The sequence below is a fragment of the Aneurinibacillus danicus genome (genome assembly GCF_007991215.1).
Lineage (GTDB): Bacteria > Bacillota > Bacilli > Aneurinibacillales > Aneurinibacillaceae > Aneurinibacillus > Aneurinibacillus danicus.
Genome location: NZ_BJXX01000103.1, coordinates 30945 through 50244, shown reverse-complemented (window position 1 = coordinate 50244; position 19300 = coordinate 30945). Strand labels below are relative to the sequence as shown.

Sequence of the window (19300 nt, the reverse complement as noted above, 5' to 3'; positions counted from 1 at the left end):
TTATACAACAAGAAACCAAGCGAATCGGATTGATTTCTACCGTTAGAGAAACACCCATTGCCCTGCTTAGCTATTTAAGAGAAAAAAAGCCGGATGTTCAGGTAGAGTCATTAGTAGATCCGGGCCTTATTCATCTTCTCTTCCAGGGAAAGCAAGAGGAGCATGATAAAAGAGTGCGGGAGATGGTACACCAAATCGACGGGAAGGTTGATGTCATTGTACTCTCCCAATATAGCATGGAACATGTAGCCGGGCAGATTCATCCTTCCGTTCCTGTTCTGACCGCTCCCAGGGCTACAGCGAAACGGTGTCTGGCTTATCTCAACTTTGTTTTATTCAGTTGTTAATATACCGCTCAAATACAGGGCCGAAATCCTTCACCGTATATTTTTCTCTGCTATCAACCAGCCAGGAGAAAGCCGCCTGGTTCAGCCCTTTAAATTGGTCGACCAAATTGTTTTCCGTACTTGCCACCCGGGTTAAGGTAGTAGAAGCCAAATCAAGACTTTGCCTTGCAAACCCTAAAGCCACTTCATTTTCGTGTGAAATCTCGGCAATCATCAGAAGCGCTTTGTACAAGTCCTTCAGCTCTTCGAGATGCTTCTTGTGTACATCGATCGAATAAGGTTGCGATCCGATGTTGAATTTGATTTCAACATCCAGATCGACCGTACCGGCCGTTTCAAGCACAACATCCGAAATTTTATAAGTATAATACGGATAGCGGCGAAGCGTGCGCTTTTTGCTTGTCGCACTCGTTCCATCGAGATGAATCAAAGCTTTGTTCGTAAAGCAATATTCATCTGATTTTGATTTGATTAGAAAATATATTTTCTCGTTGTCTTCACGCATAACATAGTCATCGGCATCGGCTTTGTCGTAGTTTTCCGGTTTGATGACCGTCCCCACATCGCTAAGTCCAAGCATATCAGCCGCTACTTTTCCAAACATCGTCGTATTCCTCCCCTTTTTCAATTAAATCCCAGTTACTTCAATACCATCATAACACGAATAAGAATGGATGAATATCCAAAAATGGCAATGGGTACCTTAGAAAAGACAAGGCTTCACTGTGTTAACACATATTTGACACAAAAAGGAGGAGCATGAAATGCACCATATAGAAGGTACTATTTTCTCCGGCGAGTTTGATCAAGACGCCAATGAATTCGTCTTAACAAGCGTCAAAAACATTCCGACTCAATCCGTGTTAAAAGCCAGTCAACTCCGGGCCATTTATAACCATCTTGTGAAAACGAAGGAGAGCCACGGTTCCTATACGATGACCGTAAACGACCAGCTCCCCGTACGCCTGAATGAAACGGAAGTCGAGCAATTATTACGCGAACTCCATGACATCAACAAACGTATTCAGTAGTACTTCTTTTATTGTGCTGTCCTGTATCAGCTGATTCATACCGTCTTCCTTTCCGTTCATACACCTCGAAGTAATATTCGTATGGTGTGTCCCGTGATCCCTTTTTCTTAGAAGTGCGTTCCCATTCTTCTTTTGAAATTTCCGGAAAGAAAGTATCCGCATCAAAAACGGCATTCACCTGCGTAACATAGAGCCTGTCTGCATGCGGCAGAAATAGGCGGTATACTTCTTCGCCACCGATAATGAAAGTTTCTCTCTTCCCTCCCGGCTCTACAATTTCTGATAAGATGTCATCTATAGAATGATACATAAGGCAGCCTTCCGCCTTGTAAGACGTATTCCTTGTCAAAATAATGTTTGTTCTGTTAGGAAGCGGCTTTCCAATCGATTCAAAGGTTTTCCTTCCCATGATGACGGTTCGACTGCTTGTGAGCTTTTTAAAGTACTGAAGATCCTCTGGAATATGCCATAACAGCTTGTTCTCTTTGCCGATTCCTCTCTCTTTATCCATGGCGAGAATCATGGAAAGCATCAAATCGCCACCTCCATTTTAATAGCAGGATGGTGCTGATAATTTACCAAATTGAAATCGTCAATCGTAAAATCATCAAAGTTTTTGATGTTCGGATTAATCCAGAGTTCAGGTGCAGGATATGGCTCACGCTGGATTTGCTCCTGCAACGGCTCGATATGTCGTTCGTAAATATGTAAGTCGTTAATATTAAAGGTTAGTGTTCCCAGCTCATATCCCGTCACCTGGGCCACCATTCTTTGCAGCACGTAATACTGGAACACATTGAATGGATTTCCCAACGCCAGATCATTGGAGCGGACTTGAACAATCAAATGCAATTTTCCCTGTTTAACCAGCCACTGGTTATTCCATACGCAGGGGTATAAGGCCATTTGATCCAAATCGTCAATATTCCATAAAGAGATGACGTGTCTTCTGGAAGCGGGGTTGTTTTTCAATTCCTCAATCAAATTGTGTACTTGATTGGTTATTTTGCCTTTAAGCATGATTGGTTTTCCCAGCTGATAGCCATAGGCTTTGCCTATATTATTGTTTTTGTTTGTCCACTCTTTCCATATCGTTACGTTGTTTTCATCCAGGTACGCACAATCGCTTGTCCGTTTGACATAAAACCAGAGAAGTTCATGGATGGCCGATTTCCAGGCGACTCGCTTTGTCGTCAAAATGGGCACTTCGGTATTATCAAATGTAATTTGTTTTGAAATTACGCTTTTCGTATACGCAGGTGTACCGTCCGCCCATTTCGTTCTAACGTTTTGGTCTTTATCCCAATCACCGTTTTCTATTACATCATTGACTAAATTCTTGTAGATTTGATCTGCTATGCTCATTTTGTTTTACCCACCTCTGTCCATTTCCTGCTTCGACAACAGTACGCTTTTATTATCCTACCGTATTGTCGTCCGTTCTTCCACCATGTTCGAAAGTCAATTTTCTTTCGTCAACGAAATCGATACCCGTTTACCGCACCACTTCGAAAACGGCCCGTTTCTTGTCTGCATCAAAAAATGCGTCCACGACTCGTTTCCCGTTCCATGTAATCAACATATCCGGCGTGGTATGGTGCAGTGTGAATACGACTTTTTTCCATGGTGGCGTAAAGGCGTTCACAGTGTCTTCCACCGTAATAGTAACGACATTCTCCGCAAACCGACAGCGAATACGCTGTTCCAAATAGTGCCCTTCCTGATAGCGTATTGTCGCCCCGTCATCTTCATAAAATGCATACTCGGTCTCCCCTTCTGTAGGATAGATATGAAAAGTCATTGCATCGTCCGGCGTCTTTGTTGATGATTTCGCTTCCGCTTCAGGAAGGATAGCACCTTCTTTGATAAACATCGGCAAAGTTGCCAGATCCGCTTCCACCATAATGTGTCTGCCGCCTTTGATTTTCTCGTCCGTCCAGTAATCATACCAGGTTCCTTCAGGCAAATATACGACCCGATGAAATGTCGACGGTGTCGTGATGGGCGCAATCATAACATACGGGCCCAGCAAAAACTGATCGGATAGGTTCCAGGTATGTGTATCGTTCGGATATTCCATGACCAGCGGACGCATCACGGGAGCGCCGGTCATATAAGCTTCACGGAATAACGTATACAGGTAGGGCAGCCATTTGTAACGCAGTTGAATGTATTTCCTTACAATTTCTTCGATTTCTTCACTAAACGCCCATGGCTCCTGGCGTACCGTTCCGAGATTGCTGTGATTCCGGAAATACGGTGTAAAGGCACCCGCCTGCGTCCAGCGGGCAAGCAGCTCCCCGGTCGCGTCATGGGCAAATCCCCCGACATCTGAACCGGAAAAAGCCACACCCGACATACCAAGATTCATGCACATCGGCATCATCATCTGCAAATGTTCCCAGAAGCTCCGATTGTCTCCCGTCCAGACGGCTGCATACCGCTGCACACCCGCATACCCGGCTCGCGTAAGCACAAAAGGGCGCTTTCCGCGCAGGTGCTTTTTCAATCCATGGAACGTAGCTTCCGCCATGAACAAACCATACACGTTATGTAATTCACGGTGCGTTTTTGGATTGCCGTCATTGTCATGTATGACTTCGGGGTCCATAGTTTTCGTTTCATTGAACACGGCCGGCTCATTCATATCATTCCAAATGCCTTCCACTCCGATATCGGTATAAAACTTCTGCTTCTCCCCCCACCATGAACGGACACTACGGCTTGTAAAGTCCGGAAACGCGCTGCTGCCGGGCCATACGTCACCGAAATACATCGCGCCTTCTACGTATCTGCAAAAACAATTTTGACGAATCCCTTCCTGATAAACCGGATATTCCGGATCTTTTTTTACACCCGGATCGACAATCGGCACCGCATGAATGCCGGCCTCTTCTAAATCCTGAAGCAGCCGCTGCGGATGCGGAAAGCGGGTCCGGTCGAACGTAAAGACCCGGTATCCGTCCATATGGTGAATATCTAAATGAATGGCGTCCAGTGGAATGTTCTTCCTTTGAAAGTGCTCTACAAGATCACGAACTTCTGCCTCGTTCTGGTAGCTGTACCGGGATTGATGATAGCCGATTGCCCATTTGGGGGGCAGCTCCATTCGCCCCGTTAATGTCGTATACTGTTCCAGCACATCTTTTGGCGTAGGGCCAGCCAGTACATAATAATCCAGCTCCCCGCCTTCAGCCCAGAAAGAATACGTATCGTTTGCCGATTTCATATCAAACACGGTTTTAAATGTATTGTCGAAGAAAATTCCGTGCGCATACCCTTCGCGAATGGTCATAAAATAGGGAATGGATTGATACAACGGGTCCGTTTCCGGATTGTGCGGCGCAAATACATCGCTGTTCCACATGGTCATTTTCTCTCCGCGTTTGTCCAAATAGCTTGTTTTTTCACCAAAACCGTAGAAATGGTCAGTTGCGCGCATATCCTTTACGCACATAATTTGTCCCCTGGCGGTATACGTCATCCCCCGTCTTCCTTCGCTTACCAGCAGACGTCCGTTCCTATCATAAACGGCTATGCGAAACGGATGACGCTTTATCTGTACGGATAGCGTATCGCTTCGCAATTCGACTTCCTCTTGCTTCCCGCCCGCTTTTACTCTCACATTTTCCGGCTCTTTTACCAGCGCAAAACTCGTCTCCATTGTAGGTTCATAGAAGGGATGCATCACAATACGAACGATATCGCTCCGATAGAATCTTATGTTCACATATCCATTATCACAAACAAATTTGTAGACAGCGTCAACTTGAGTAAAAGTCTGCATATTCCCTATGTCATGCCATACGTCCGTTCTTTCCTTCTTTTCCTTTTCCGGATGGATGGCGAAACTGGTATCTTCCATCTGCGCTCTCCTCCATTTCTGGATCGGTTGGTTCTCTCCGGTAGTTTGTGCCCGATTGATATAGGATATTAACAGTATTGCTTTGCCATGTATCTACTTTGCTTTTAACGCAACCTCCGACGAATAGATAAAGCAAAAGAAAAAAGCGACACAGATTCTTATTCCGTGCCGCTGCTTGCTTATATTTCCTTCGCTTTTAAGAACAGTGGTCATAACCGTGGTGTTATCCCTGTTAATCCCTCAGGCGTACAGGCTTATACGCATTCTCAACTCCTTGCTTAAAAAGCACGCTGTCCACGCCATATGTAAAAAAGTGAACACCGCGCTCCCGCCAGAATTTGATAAAATCCGGGCTAGCGCCATGCATCCCAATCGTTTTCCCTTTTTCCTTTGCTTTATCGATGACCCTCTGTATGGTTTCCACTACTAGCGGATGGTCAACCATCCCTGTTACGCCAAGCGCTTGAGACAAATCAAAGGGGCCAATATAAAAGAGGTCAATTCCTTCTACATCCAATATTTCGTTCAAATTCTCGACGGCCTGCTCTGTCTCAATCTGCACAATGGTAAGTACACGCTCGTTTTCGCTTTCGATAAACGTATGTATATCAACATTACCATACTCGTCGGCAGCGCAAGGTCCGCCAACCCCGCGTAGACCGAGCGGAGCGAATTTTGACGCCTCTGCGATGCGCTTGGCTTCGTCTGCCGTATGCACCCTCGGCAGCATGACTCCGTCTACGCCTATGTCCAGCACCTTTGAAATAAACGGAAAGTCAGAGGAGGCAACCCGAAGAATGACGGGCGTACCAGATTTTTTATACACAGGTACCATTGCCCGCAAGTCAGCGATATCAATCGGTCCGTGCTCCATATCGATTGCAACAAAATCGATAGACGCTAAGGAGAGGATTTCAGAAACCATGGGAGACGGAATCCTTTGCCAAATACCTAGTATATCTGCTTCGCTCTTTATTGCCTTTTTCAACATGCTACTCATCCTTCCACACAACATCAGCTTTTTATCTTGCTATATCTCTGATCGTAACTCTTCATACCTAAATAATTATATAACAGAAAATTAGTGTAATAAAGAAAATTCAAGCGCTATCATTGCAATCATTACTAACAGCAAAGATACTGTCGCAATCAAAAAGATTTTTCGCAATATCTTATTTTCTGCTGTATGAATACCTGAGACCGACACGCCCAACAGCACACGGGAGGGCGACGCCATCGTCATATGGGACGCACTCGTATTCTGTGCATAACCAAACAACTCTGCAGAGAACCCGGAGTGATGAGCCGCTTGCACCTGGAGATTAATGAACATCGCATTGGATCCCGTATTGCTCCCCGTAAGAAATCCCCCGATACCTCCAATGATGGGAGAAATGACCATGAGGGCAGAACCAAACGCTGCGGCCGCTGCCTGGGCAAGCATGGCCGTCATTCCCGCCTGCGACATAATCTCTGCCATAGCGACGAACGCAAACGTAGAAAACGTGACCGGAAACCATTGCTTTATAGTTAGCCTGATTGATTTGCAAATAACCTTCTTTTTAATGCCGAACACGAAAATCGTAAAAATGCAGGTAATGAGGATAGAAAAGCCCGGCGAATACAAGATCGGCAGTTGAAACGAATACTCAGCTAAATCAAGAACCATATGAGATGTAAGGAAACGCTCTACCGGCGGAATCAATCGGGATAGAAATAACAATCCCGTTAAAAACAAATACGGCAGCATCGCGCTTCCGATGCGATGGACCCGATCGGATGCAGCGGAAGAAGTCATCCGGGATAATGAGGGAGATGCTGTTTTGGCCCGTTTCATAGAAAAGCGAATAAACAATAGCTCCACGCCCATTGCGACGAGCGCTCCCAGCACGCCAGCCAATTCCACGCTGATATAGGCGTTAAATAACCAAACCGAAGCGGCCAGGGATCCTGAAACTATTATCGTCTCTCCCCCTCTTTTTTTAAGACCTTCCCTTCCTCCTGCAAGATAAACGGCCACCAGAGCGAAATAGAGAAACGTGGGAGCGGTCAAAATCGCGCTTCCAGAGCCCAGCGTTTGCAAAGGAATGCCACCCAGATTTGATCCGATGACCGTTCCCGTTGCCAGCGCTCCCCAGGGAACGGCACTTAAACCTACCAAGGATAGGAGCGTGGCTTTATAACGGGAAAATCCAAGTTCAATCAAAATCGGGGCCACAACGATGATGGCAATACCAAAACCGCTCACCGATTCTACTAAAGGGGAAAAAGCAACCACCAGCAGCAAAACCTGGCGTACAGGGTCCGGTGTAGAGTGGGCGATAAAAGAAGCGATGACTTTTATAAGCCCTTCTTCATTCATCAAATGAAACAAAAAAATGCCGAAAAGAAGGACATAGGCGACAATCGAAGAGATAAGCGCCCCCTTGATAGACGAATGAAAGAGTTGCGCCGTTTCCAGATGAAACCGGGGCGTGATAGACGCAATCAAAATAGCGATCCCATACGCACCGAACCCTGCCCGCACGGAAGATTGCTTGAGAATAAACAACAGCAAGAAAATGACCAAAATCGGAAACAGAGCCAGCAGAATTGTCATTAGTCTCCCCCTCATTGTTGATATGTAGAAAAAAATATACTATAGTAGATATGTGTTCATTATAGAGAATATAACTCGTAAAAATCAAGAATTTTTTCTTCTATAGAGGAAATAAAGAGGCTGGGATATGAATGAATTTTGGAAAAAACGTAAAAAATGCCAGAAAAGAACAAAGATTGACACTGGAGGAATTATCGGAACGAAGCGGCGTCAGCCGTTCCATGCTGTCGAAAATTGAACGGGAAGAAAAAAATCCAACCATCCAGGTCGCTTGTCAAATAGCGGAAGCTCTTCATATGACACTGTCACAACTTTTAGGCGAGCATGAAAAACGAGAGAGCCTTTTCATTCCAAAGGATAAGAGATTAGTCTATCAAGATGAGCAATCCGGTTTCAGCCGTTACCTCCTGTCTCCTTCGCTTCCCTCCCGAGGGATTGAATTTATATTGAATGTCATTCCGCCGGGACAGGAATCCGGAGTCTTTCCCCCTCATAAACGAGGCGTGAAAGAATATATCACGGTTGCGAATGGGGCGCTGCGCGTGATATTGGGCAAAGACCTTACGGAGTACGATTTACAAGAAGGAGACTCCCTTTATTTCGAAGCCGATGTGGAACACCAATTTATCAATACGGGAACAGAAGAATGCCGGTATTACCTGATCATCGACTCGCACGATGCAAAAAGCTTATAAGATACTACTAAATACACAGATGAACATATCTAAACAAGTAAGAGAGTGAAAAGGAATCATTTTCATTCTCTTTTTTCTTTTTACAATAAGAACAAATAATGATGTCCAAGGGGGATTGTATGCACCGCTCTGTTTTCTTTTTCCAATGTCTCACTATCGTTCTTTTTCTGTTTGGATTGCTAGCGCCAGTTCCAGTACAAGCCTTCGCCTCACCTATTATTCAGCCCGAACATACGACTTCCTCGCCCGAGCTACCGACTTTCTTTACTAAGGCCGAGAAGAAAGGGATACCTATCACGCAAGCTGCTTCCGACCGCGCAAGCGATATTTATGTTACGTTTGCCCGCCCTTTCGATTTCGAAGCTCTACGTCAGGCCTGGCTTGACAAGGACATTCTTCTACAAGTAACAAGCCGTGGTAAAAGCATCCCGGTACGGCATATCGCCAGAGAAAATTCCCGTGTGCTTCGTCTGGGATTCGGGCAGGAACAGCCTCTGGAGGAAGCCGCGCTTGTCACCGTGGAAATTCGTGATTTACGGCAGAAGCCAATTTTTGCGACCAGCTATGCAGCCTTTGTCCTAAAAGACGCCAAGCTTCCTGCGCTTAAAAACATGCGGCAAACGGGAAGCGGTTCGTTCCTTCTTGAATTCGATGAGCCGGTGTATACCGGCCCGCGCAGCAGCGGATTCGAGTTCTGGAGATTGAATGGGCATGACATATACGCGCGCCTGGTTTCTGTGAAGCCGGAGACGGCGAAAAGCCGGCTCTTCGGCGATTTTCGCCGCTTCGCCATGCTGGAATTAAACCAGGGAGCCCGTTCACTCTATTCCCCTTCGGGTGAGACGAACCGGCTGGAGGGATTCGGGGTTGCCGATTATGCAGGACAGAGAAGTGGAAAACGGCTGCACAACGTTAGAATCGAATTTCGTTCTCCGAAGCCGGTAGAGCCCGTACCTCAGATTCACATGCAATCTCCGGAGCAATTCGTGCTTCGCTTTCCTTCCGAAACAGTGTCGGTATATGGCTTTGGCCTTCCGCTCGGCGCTGACGCCATCCGTTTCGAACGCCAGGACGGTTGGGACGAAAACGGCAAGCCAAAATGGACGACAAAACATGTGCGCTTGAATGAAGATGTGGCACTTGAATACGACGGTTTCACGACTTACTATTTGCATATGAAGAAAGACTGGACAGACATCCTGCAGACCAAAAACGGTGGACCGGAATATGGTGCGCCAGGATATGACCGCGTACGGATTACGCTGTTGAAAGGAAAAGCGAAAGATGCGGGAAGCACTGCCACCAATCAAACCGATATTGTGCGTGAGTTTCGGCTTCCTACCGATACGCGCCCACCCCGCATCGTGAAAACGGAAGCTACGTATACGGCTGTGTCTGACCGTGAAACCCTGACCGTCACATTCGACGAACCCGTACAGATCCCGGGGGCTACCCGGCATCTTACACCTTCGAACGGTGAGTCGGCTGTACCGTCCCCTGCCTTCGAATTCGTGTCGCGAAAAACTGGAAAACACATCCCTGCTTTCGTTACCGGATTTCTTACAGCCAGAGACGATACAACTTACACACTGACACTTCCTAATGAAGTCGCTTTAGCACCTGGCCGATGGGAGCTGGCGGTTCGAAATCTCTCGGACGATGCAGGCAATCAAGCCGACATTCTCAGACGCACCATTGACATTCGCCCGTCCCTGCTTTTACCACACAAGCATACTGAGCCTCCTGCGTTAGCCTGGGGAATCGCCATCGATAACGTGAATGCCGACAAAACACCGGAAGCGGATGAGGATGTGGTCGTCCTGCAGTTCAATACGATTCTCTCCGCCGATGCTCGGGCGCGCGTACATTATTGGATTGCCGGTCAGCCGCTTCCACCCACCGCAAAAGTGCTGGCACGTTCCGTCCGCTTTGATAGCGATAACGACGGTGTTCTGACAGATCAAGATAAGACCGGGACGCGCATGACACTTCTCTTACCCAGGGAAACCTTCGGTATACTGGACGATGCAATAGTGGCCAAACCGGTAGAAGGTATTCATTTCAACGTTCAAGTTGAAAGTGAAGAAGGGGAAGACATCAACAAGTGGGGTTCCTCGCCTTACGCTCTTTCCGGTACGACTGATGCAATACTTAAAGAAGCGTTGTCCCGCTATCGAAAAGCGGAAGCGGCTCCATCGGATTACCTATGGCTGAATGAAACCATACGTCATGCCGAAGCAGAACTCTCCGCATCCCGTGCAGGAGACACAGAAGGGGAATTTCCGGCAGAAGCCATTGAAGCGCTGCGTCAAGCCGTCGAACGTGCAAAGCAGACAGCCACCAGCAAACAGGCGGGACGGGGAGAGACAGATGGAGCCATCCACTCCCTTCAAACCGCGCAAGCTGAATTCTATACCCGCCAGCATGGGCTTCCGGCCGACAAATGGAACCTGATCATGGAACTTCGCATCGCCAGGTCCGCATGGCAAGAGATTAAGGAAAATCCTTATCAATATCCGCCGGGACTATCCGATACATTCGCTGCAGCCATTGCACAGGCAGAGGCCGTGCTCGCCAAAGAGAACGCCAGCGAACAGGAAGTGCAGAACGCCTATCGCAGACTGGTTTATGCAATCATTGAAAAAGCGCAGTATGAGGTGCCGCCACCAGAATGATAGAAAAATCTACATGATTCCAGTAAAAATATTCCCCTTATTCTTATCCGGTAATCATTGTATCCACAAAAGCGCCCAACGAATATTCGAACAGATAAAAAGCAGGAAGTTTCATAAAAATATGGTAAGATAATAACCAAAAAGAAGGATGAATCATCAAGATTCTCTTCCTTTTTTATCGTATGATGCACGATCCAGGGAAGGGGTGGACAGATTGAGCAAATACAGAGTATACCTGATTTTATTTTGCACAATGATCGTATGGGGATTTAACGTCACGGCTGTAAAGGTTCTGGTGACCAACTTCATGCCGGTGACCATGACGGCTTTTCGCATCTTTGCCGCAGGCGTAAGCGTATTTATCATCCTTTTTTGTTTTAAGAAGGTACGCATGCTGACAAAGACGGAATTTCGTTATATCTTTTTTGGCGGGCTGTTGAATGTAGTGGCCCACCATTATTTTCTATCTGTTGGACTTACGAAAACATCCGCCTCCAACGGCGGACTGATTTTAGGAATGGGGCCGCTTCTGACCGCAATCTTAGCGGCGCTTTTTTTAGGGAACCGATTTTCGGTTATGCGTGTCATCGGGATTCTTTTAGGGATTACCGGCGTATCGTTTATTGTGCTGAAAGGCAACAGCGGCATAAACGGTATTTCAATGGGGGATGTGAATGTGTTTGTCTCCGTTTTTGCTCAAGCAATCAGCTTTATTTTGATTAGAAAGGCGTCCAGTACCCTGGATCCAAGACTGATGACCGGATATATGCTAGTGATAGGATCGGTCTTCTTGTTCATTCTTGGCTTATTCCTTGAGCCCGGCGGTATAAAGAGTATGGCACACGGATCTATTGGAATGTGGGTTATCTTCTTTGCATCCGCCATCATTGCCACGGCTATCGGCCATATGATCTACAATCAGGCCATCGGAAATGTTGGCGCGGCGGAGTCTGCCATTTTCTTGAATTTAAGTCCTTTTTTCTCTTTGGTAGGAGCAGCTATTTTCCTGGGCGAAAGAATCGTCATGGAACAAATTCTTGGCTTTATCTTTATTTTATTCGGTGTACTCCTTGGCTCAGGGGCCTTCGAAGAGATGCGCTCCAATATAAAGCAGAAACGGGCGATAAATCTAACAAAACCATCATGGCCAATTGGCCACAAGCCCTGCCGTGAAAATGAAAGGAAGCACGGCTGACTTTTGCGGTCCGAAGAAAAAGGAGAAAAGAACGAGGGAATGATTTCAATTTTACTATCAGAAACCCTTAGGTCAGCGGTTGACCTAAGGATTTTTTGTCTTCCTCTCTATTATCATCTGTTCATAAAGGAAAGATGAATAAACAGTAGATATAGGAAAATCCTATCAAATAATTAGGAATTATATATTTCTCTTATCGTCAAAAAAGTGATAAAAAGAAGGAAGAGAGAGTTATTACGTGAACCATAAGGAGTGAGCAGGTGTGAATAAAAACTCTATAAATACATGGAACGCCGATTTGTACGACGACAAGATTTCATTCGTATCCGAGTATGGAAAAGAGGTTGTCCGCTTGTTAAATCCGCAAGAAGGGGAGCACATTCTCGACATCGGATGCGGAACAGGTGATCTGACCAGAGAAATTGCCGATGCAGGTGCACTCCCGCTCGGTATCGATTTATCCTCGTCCATGATTGAAAAAGCCAGACAGAAATACCCCGATCTGTCCTTCATTGTTGCAGATGCAAGCACCTTTCATACAGATCAAGTATTTGATGCCGCCTTTTCGAACGCGGCACTGCATTGGATGAAGCAGCCGGAAGACGTGATTGCTTCCGTATGGCATTTGCTAAAACCCGGCGGCCGTTTTGTAGCTGAATTCGGCGGCAAAGGAAATGTACAAATCATAATCGACAGTATTACAGAGGTTCTTTCGGAATACGGCATATCAGCCGCAGAGCGAAATCCCTGGTATTTCCCGAGCATAGGAGAATACAGCATGCTTCTTGAGCAACAGGGCTTTCATGTACGGTATGCGGTTCATTTTGCTCGCCCCACCCCTCTTCACGATGGTGAGCGCGGACTGACGCATTGGCTGGAGAGCTTCAGTGACGACTTTTTTCATGATTTTAACCCGGCCCAAAAGGAAACGATCTTTCAAAAAATCATTCAAAAAGCGAAACCTCACTTGTACCGTAATGGAAAGTGGACGGCAGATTATAAACGCCTTCGTATAGCAGCGATCAAAGAATAGCCTTATGGCCTGCTGTAGAAACTCTTGGGTCGCTCTCACCTTTCCGATGCGCGGGAAGACGTATAATCGTGCAATCGAAATTCTCGCCGGGATATTCCTATCGAAGAAGCCTTGCGCCGGGTATAAAACTTACAAATGCTTTTCTTACTAACCCGGAAAACCCCTCACAGCTCGACGTGAGGGGTTTTGCATACAGGTTCAGGAAGAAAAGGTTCCGTAATGAACAAACTCTCCGACCGGCTTTCTATATCCACGGGGTCTGGGATTGTTCGTTTTCTCTTTTCCGATGGTAATCATCATCACAGGAATAAATCGTTCCGGGATTTGCAGCAACTCCCTTACTCCCTGCGGGTCAAACCCGATCATCGGGCATGTGTCCCAGCCTCTGTCTTTTGCAATGAGCATAAACTGCATCGCAGACAGCGCAGCGTTACGGATCGCCTCTTCTTTTTGGAATTCTCTATCCTCGTATGAAGCGTAAATCGATGCAATGATTTGTTTGTATTGCTGTTCATCCATCATGCCAAGCTGTAGCATACCTTCATAGATTCGCTCGGCGTCCGTATAGGCTTGCGTATCTCCTAAGACAATAATCGCGGCCGAGGCCGTTCCTACTTTATGCTGGCGATACGCCACTTCCTTCACTTTCAGCTTCAATTCTTCGTCGTCGACTACGACATAATGGGTATGCTGCAGGTTGAAAGCAGAAGGAGCGAACTTCACCAGATTAAACATCTCTTTTAACTCTTCTCTCGAAATTTTTACGGTTTCATCAAAATTGTTTGCCGACCTTCTCGCTTTGACTACTTCTTCCACCGTATTTCTTCCAATGGTCTGTTGTTCCATTTTCTTCTCCTCCGTTTCTACTTTTTTCTGTGAAAATCATGAAGAAAGAAGAAGAGGGAGGAAAAAAGATCTAAGGAAGAAAAAGGCCTTCGCCTTTTTCTACATTAAAATCCTCTCCTCATTCTTTCCTCTCTTTTCCTTCATACCACAAAAGTCAGCCGTCCTTCCCATCATTTTCATGTCGGGGTTGCGGCTGAAATACCATGGTCATTTGCTAGCAGCCTTAAGAGTTATTCCGCGAAGTCGATTTTTTAATTGAAAAACGTAACTTTATTACTTTTAATTAGATAATAAAAAAATGATAGGATTTTGTCAAGAAAATCTATCCAATTTTTCAAAATGAATTTAAGAACCAGCAATGAAAACTTATCCACTATAAAAATGTACAATTCCTTCGTTGCTTTTTTTACAATAGACACAGAAGATTATAGTTGAAGAGTAAAGCCATAACATCAAAGCCGGGAGGAAATCATGGGAAAAACGAACGCGGGAAAAAAAGCAAAAAAACAGCAGAAAAAAATGGAGATGGAAAAGACGAAAAAGACGCGGCGGTTGATGGGATGGACGCTGGCCCTTGTGCTGATCGCCTGCGCAGCCCTTATTGCTTTTGGCGTTGCTTCCGGACCGCAAACAGAAAAAACAGTGGAGGCAAAAGAATTTCAGTACGGAAAACAACCGGCCCTCGGATCGGAGAGCGCACCTGTAAAGATTGTCGAATTCGCCGACTTCAAGTGTCCGGCATGCAAACATTTCGACCAAACCATCCTGCCACAGCTAAAGAAAGATTTCATAGACAAAGGAGAAGTTCAACTGTATTTCATTAACTACCCTATTATTAGTCCTGAAGCAGATTCAAAAACCGCCGCAATGGTTGGTGAAGCGATTTATCGTCAAAAACCGGAGGAATTCTGGAAGTTTTACGAAGCGGTATATGCGAGACAGGGAGATGAACGCACCAACTGGGCTACGCCCGATTTTCTCGTACAAATCGCCAGAGAGGCCAATCTTACGTTGGATTATACTAAGTTAAAAAAGGATATCGAAAACAATACGTTTGCTCAGGAGGTCCAGGCGGATGAGGCGATCGTCAAAAAATTGGGCGTAGACGGTACCCCTGCAATCTATATCAACGGAAAAGCGATATCAGCTGAGGATACATTTGATTACAGAGCACTGAAAGAGATAATCCTAAAGGCCAAAGGTGAGACCGGGAAATGATGCGCGATAGAGCCAGCCTTTTCTTTCACACGTACAGCCTTTATCTGGCATGGGTTGTCTCGCTCGTCGCGCTCTGTGGAAGCCTGTATTTCAGCGAAATTATGCGGTTCGAGCCCTGCAAGCTGTGCTGGTTTCAGCGCATCTGCATGTATCCGCTCGTCATTTTGCTGGGAATGGCCGCTTACAAGGACGATCATGCAATCATTCCGTACGCCAGGACGTTAAGTATCATTGGAATGGGCATTTCCCTGTTTCATTATTTGGAGCAGAAAGTGCCGGGCATGCAGAACGTGCTTCCCTGTACGACAGGCGTTCCATGCAGCGGCCAGTACATTAACTATCTGGGGTTCATCACCATCCCGTTCCTGGCACTGATCGCTTTTTCTCTCATTACCATACTGCTGACGGTTGGAAAGAAACGCAAAGAAGAAACTGATAGGTGAAAATAAAAAGAAATGGAAAAGAGGATAGGGCGAGCATACTACTGCATCCTTATCCTCTTATTTGTTAAGAGATCGTCACGCCCAAAGAATACGTTCAAACTCCCATCCCGCACGTACCGCGGCATTCATACCCGGGGCATCTCCGCCGCTTGTCAACACTGCGATTTTTCGCATGGTGCTTCCCCTCTCTATTCACTGTATCATCTATCCACTTGACCGGCTTTATATGCTTATGGATGCAGAGAAAGCACAATCATACGGGTTCATTGACAAGGTTACTATAACTCAATGAAAATCCGTCCAACACCCATTGATGCGCATCCGGATGATAAAGCAGTTCCAAATGATTAAGAGGCAGAACATCTTTTCGTTTGACTTGATTGGGGGAAGGAGCGATTCCATCGGTAAAAAGGACACTATCTACAAATACAAGCCCGTCGCTTTCCGCATCTTGCTCCCCACGTATGCCATTAAAATAAGGTTGATTACCCGCCAGTATATGGACTTCGATCTGGCTATCAATCGGTGAAGACAGTAGCTTCTCCATCAGATGATCTCCTTCCCGAATCGCAGCATCGATGCCCCTGGAATGAAGAAAAATATTTTGTCCGCCATAGTATAAGGTTTTGGATTGCATCTGAACGGGGTATTTATCGTCCCAGCGATACAGGAGCTGACAGGAACCCGGAAACGCACCACCATCACGATAAATACTTCGCTTCGTCGTATCTATATAACGTCCATAATACAGGATGGAATCACAAGCAATCGGCGCACTGATCCCCATCTGGATGACAGACCAATTAGGGAAGATATGGCGAAAGGGAAAATCTAATCCCCGGTTCGGTGTTCCCAACATCATATACCGTTCCACTTCCCCTTGATATTGTGCATCCCATGGACTGCAGAGCCCTGCCAAATAGATCCATGCGGGCACTCCTCCTTTACTGTGGGCAATCAAATCGATTTTATCTGTCTGCACCACTTCCTTGATTCGTCGAATAATGTTCGATAATTGAATTGCTTGCTGCCAGTTATCGCCATGGGAATGGGCAAAGCTAACCGCAAATACATCTCTTCCTGATGATAATAATGAATAGAGAAGCCCTTTTTCCTGATGCAAAGATTCACACCAGGACAGGTTTGCATGATGTGCGGCACCATGGACAAGCAAAACCGGATTTTGATGTAATTTCTTTGATGCAGGCAAGTAATGAAGAAGTACATCATAGGAAGCCGGTTGCGAGGATCCAAAATACCGAACGATCTCCTCATCCTTACACTCAATTTCCAGAATAAATTTCTCTTGTGTTAACCGGTCCTGATGCCCTCTAATTCGTTCTGTCCATCCCCAGTATTTACTGTCATGGTATCTTTCCATCACCTGATAAGGAAGGTTCGTTTGGGTTGACGTCATTAAAGAAGGGAGTAGTATAGGTTCATTTTCGGTCATATCAGGAGTAAGGATATCAGACTCAAGCTGTTCAAATTCCATGTCCTTTTGTTCCTCCTGTCCTACGGGCAGCCATTTTTTTATTCTTTCTTTTATCTTTTGCCAAAAGGACACTCATTCCACCCCATTGTTTGGAGTTGAAAATACTACTCTGAGGAGTGTCTGCATATCAAGTAGTATTAACAGACTCCATGAATTTTTAGACTGCTTTCAAGTAAAAAATGGTAAACTTATATTTTCATGATATCAAATTCCAATCTTATAGAGTTACAAAAAGAAAAAAGCTATAAATAGAACAGGCTGCAGAGCAACCCACAGCCTGTTTGCCATTCTTTACACGATGCTACGCTTTTTATGTATGTCAATTGTTTTTTATATTCTTAATTTGAAGGAGTAAAAAGGGGCTAGCCCTGAAAGGTCATGTTTCATCTCAAATTCCCAGGCCTGCAAAAAATGTTCGATTGAAGTAAACATAATTTTCTGCCTCCTTCGTAAACCTTTGTTTTTTCGTTTAATCTAAGCTGAATTCATTTCTATTTTAGCAAACGTATGTTCTGTATGTAAATTGATTTTTCATTCTCTACGCCTGATAATCTCAATTTTGTTTACAAAAGAACGAGTGGTATATATGAGACAGGCAAGCATCGTCACACCGGAATGCCTGCCTGCTGATATTAGTATCCTTGCTTAATCACACCGCATGCAAGGCGTCTGCCTGCATCTCCGGCCGGCTGATACGGGGGAAGTCCTTCCACATAGACGGACACCCATGTGCCTCCCTGGACCGGGCTAAACTGCACCGTTCCCTTAATGCCGGGAGCCAGCGGTCCCCCGCGAATTCTTGCTGTCGCCACTGTTGGAACCGGCGTTGCGGCCGTCCTTTGGCTAATTTGATGTTTATGTACGGCAACTTTATCGTCCTTCCCCTGATAGAAATCAATTTCCATAGTGGCTCTATCCTGGATTCATTAGAAAAAATGATATAGTATTGTTAAATAATTTGGTAAATTGAGTAGAGGATTTATTTTTCCATAAGCGAGGGTGAAAGATATGTATATAGCCAAGATGTCCTGGGAAGAGATTGAACGTATTCAATTCGATAAAAGTGTGCTGTTTCTTCCGATTGCTCCGATAGAAGAGCACGGTCCTCATTTGCCCGCAGGAGTGGATTGTATAATAGCCGAGGAAGCCTGCAGACGCTCTTCTATGAAACTGCAGAAAACCTCTTCCCTAAAGCCATACATATTTCCTCTTATTCCATTAGGTGTTGCCGTTGAATCCGCTGACTTCCCCGGAACCATTTCGTTACCTGAAACGTTGTTTGCCGCACTGATTCATCAAACGTTGCTCAATGTCACACGATGGGGATTTACGAAATGTGTAATTGTATCTCCACACGCATCTCCGGCTCATCTTGCTTGTATTCATGCGGGTATACAGCTCGCCCAAAAAGAATGCGCCATACAAATCGTTGAGCCGCTGGCACAGTGGGTGTTCGGATTCTCTATCTCAAACACAAGCAAAAGGAAAGAAGCACCTTCTTCTATTCCGGACATTCATGCCGGGGAATATGAAACTTCCATGATGCTGCATTTGCACCCTGAGTTGGTGAAAAGCGAAAAGCTGCCTTATCTTCCGGAAAGGGCAATCGAAAATATGCGGGAGCCCGGTACATGGAAAGAGAAAGGGGCCATTGAAGGCTATTTGGGAACGCCTTCTAAAGCCAGCGAAGAAAAAGGAAAACAATACATACAGTCTCTGGAGAAGTGGGCCGATGCTGCTCTAGCTTTAGAAAAGCATACGAACAATGAACTTCCGCCATTTATTAGCGCAAAGGTAGCCGCTATATTGGAAAGGATGTAGCCGTTTTTCGTCTTCGTTACGGTTTCTTTTTGAATAG

Annotated in this window: 17 protein-coding genes and 1 pseudogene; 9 read left to right on the top strand and 9 right to left on the bottom strand. The window is 45.7% G+C overall.

Annotated elements, in window-relative coordinates:
* Positions 1-347, top strand: a pseudogene (locus tag ADA01nite_RS11865) (hypothetical protein); the annotation flags it as partial.
* On the opposite strand, the gene ADA01nite_RS11860 reads toward ADA01nite_RS11865, so the two are convergent.
* Entirely contained in the window at positions 337-951 is a 615-nt protein-coding gene (locus tag ADA01nite_RS11860) for a PH domain-containing protein (protein ID WP_146810178.1), read from the bottom strand. The pseudogene ADA01nite_RS11865 and the gene ADA01nite_RS11860 overlap by 11 nt on opposite strands.
* 160 nt (positions 952-1111) lie before the next feature.
* Here ADA01nite_RS11860 and ADA01nite_RS11855 point away from each other — a divergent pair, with 160 nt between their 5' ends.
* Positions 1112-1378 (top strand): hypothetical protein, encoded by a 267-nt coding sequence (locus tag ADA01nite_RS11855; protein WP_146810177.1) that lies wholly within the window; start codon positions 1112-1114, stop codon positions 1376-1378.
* Here the strand turns inward: ADA01nite_RS11855 and ADA01nite_RS11850 are convergent.
* From ADA01nite_RS11850 to ADA01nite_RS11830, 5 genes are all read right to left on the bottom strand, one after another.
* Positions 1359-1910 carry a dihydrofolate reductase gene (locus tag ADA01nite_RS11850; protein WP_174760606.1) on the bottom strand — a complete coding sequence of 184 codons (552 nt, stop codon included), beginning with the start codon at positions 1908-1910 and terminating at the stop codon, positions 1359-1361. The genes ADA01nite_RS11855 and ADA01nite_RS11850 overlap by 20 nt on opposite strands.
* The gene (gene thyA / locus ADA01nite_RS11845; protein ID WP_146810175.1) at positions 1910-2743 is read right to left on the bottom strand and encodes a thymidylate synthase; all 834 of its coding nucleotides are present in this window, start codon (positions 2741-2743) and stop codon (positions 1910-1912) included. Before thyA ends, ADA01nite_RS11850 begins: the two co-directional genes overlap by 1 nt.
* 130 nt (positions 2744-2873) lie before the next feature.
* Entirely contained in the window at positions 2874-5243 is a 2370-nt protein-coding gene (locus tag ADA01nite_RS11840) for a glycoside hydrolase family 31 protein (protein ID WP_146810174.1), read from the bottom strand.
* A gap of 232 nt (positions 5244-5475) precedes the next feature.
* The gene (locus ADA01nite_RS11835; protein WP_281286005.1) at positions 5476-6234 is read right to left on the bottom strand and encodes an HpcH/HpaI aldolase family protein; all 759 of its coding nucleotides are present in this window, start codon (positions 6232-6234) and stop codon (positions 5476-5478) included.
* Positions 6235-6324: 90 nt separating this feature from the next.
* Positions 6325-7842 (bottom strand): L-lactate permease, encoded by a 1518-nt coding sequence (locus tag ADA01nite_RS11830; RefSeq protein WP_146810172.1) that lies wholly within the window; start codon positions 7840-7842, stop codon positions 6325-6327.
* A 131-nt stretch (positions 7843-7973) separates the two neighbouring features.
* Here ADA01nite_RS11830 and ADA01nite_RS11825 point away from each other — a divergent pair, with 131 nt between their 5' ends.
* The 4 genes from ADA01nite_RS11825 to ADA01nite_RS11810 all read left to right on the top strand — a co-directional run bounded on the left by ADA01nite_RS11825 (position 7974) and on the right by ADA01nite_RS11810 (position 13440).
* Entirely contained in the window at positions 7974-8537 is a 564-nt protein-coding gene (locus tag ADA01nite_RS11825) for a helix-turn-helix domain-containing protein (RefSeq protein WP_146810171.1), read from the top strand.
* Positions 8538-8656: 119 nt separating this feature from the next.
* Positions 8657-11212, top strand: coding sequence for an Ig-like domain-containing domain (locus tag ADA01nite_RS11820; protein WP_146810170.1), 2556 nt, complete (start codon positions 8657-8659; stop codon positions 11210-11212).
* Between the two features lie 214 nt (positions 11213-11426).
* Positions 11427-12407 carry a DMT family transporter gene (locus ADA01nite_RS11815; RefSeq protein WP_170230247.1) on the top strand — a complete coding sequence of 327 codons (981 nt, stop codon included), beginning with the start codon at positions 11427-11429 and terminating at the stop codon, positions 12405-12407.
* A gap of 262 nt (positions 12408-12669) precedes the next feature.
* Positions 12670-13440 (top strand): class I SAM-dependent methyltransferase, encoded by a 771-nt coding sequence (locus ADA01nite_RS11810; protein ID WP_246147312.1) that lies wholly within the window; start codon positions 12670-12672, stop codon positions 13438-13440.
* Positions 13441-13638: 198 nt separating this feature from the next.
* Here ADA01nite_RS11810 and ADA01nite_RS11805 read toward each other — a convergent pair whose 3' ends face one another.
* The gene (locus tag ADA01nite_RS11805) at positions 13639-14286 is read right to left on the bottom strand and encodes a nitroreductase family protein (RefSeq protein WP_146810168.1); all 648 of its coding nucleotides are present in this window, start codon (positions 14284-14286) and stop codon (positions 13639-13641) included.
* 471 nt (positions 14287-14757) lie between these two features.
* On the opposite strand from ADA01nite_RS11805, the gene ADA01nite_RS11800 reads away from it, so the two are divergent.
* Both ADA01nite_RS11800 and ADA01nite_RS11795 read left to right on the top strand, forming a co-directional pair.
* A complete protein-coding gene (locus tag ADA01nite_RS11800; protein WP_146810167.1) occupies positions 14758-15504 on the top strand; it encodes a DsbA family protein in 747 nt (248 codons plus the stop codon).
* Complete coding sequence (locus ADA01nite_RS11795) at positions 15501-15947, top strand: disulfide oxidoreductase (RefSeq protein ID WP_371863555.1); 447 nt, start codon at positions 15501-15503, stop codon at positions 15945-15947. The genes ADA01nite_RS11800 and ADA01nite_RS11795 overlap by 4 nt, the downstream gene beginning before the upstream one ends.
* 253 nt (positions 15948-16200) lie before the next feature.
* Here the strand turns inward: ADA01nite_RS11795 and ADA01nite_RS11790 are convergent, their stop codons facing one another.
* Both ADA01nite_RS11790 and ADA01nite_RS11785 read right to left on the bottom strand, forming a co-directional pair.
* Entirely contained in the window at positions 16201-17442 is a 1242-nt protein-coding gene (locus tag ADA01nite_RS11790; protein WP_146810166.1) for an esterase/lipase family protein, read from the bottom strand.
* Positions 17443-18074: 632 nt separating this feature from the next.
* Entirely contained in the window at positions 18075-18347 is a 273-nt protein-coding gene (locus tag ADA01nite_RS11785) for a superoxide dismutase family protein (RefSeq protein ID WP_146810165.1), read from the bottom strand.
* Positions 18348-18450: 103 nt separating this feature from the next.
* On the opposite strand from ADA01nite_RS11785, the gene ADA01nite_RS11780 reads away from it, so the two are divergent.
* Positions 18451-19263, top strand: a complete 813-nt coding sequence (locus ADA01nite_RS11780; protein WP_146810164.1) for a creatininase family protein — start codon at positions 18451-18453, stop codon at positions 19261-19263.
* The last annotated feature ends 37 nt before the right edge of the window (positions 19264-19300 follow it).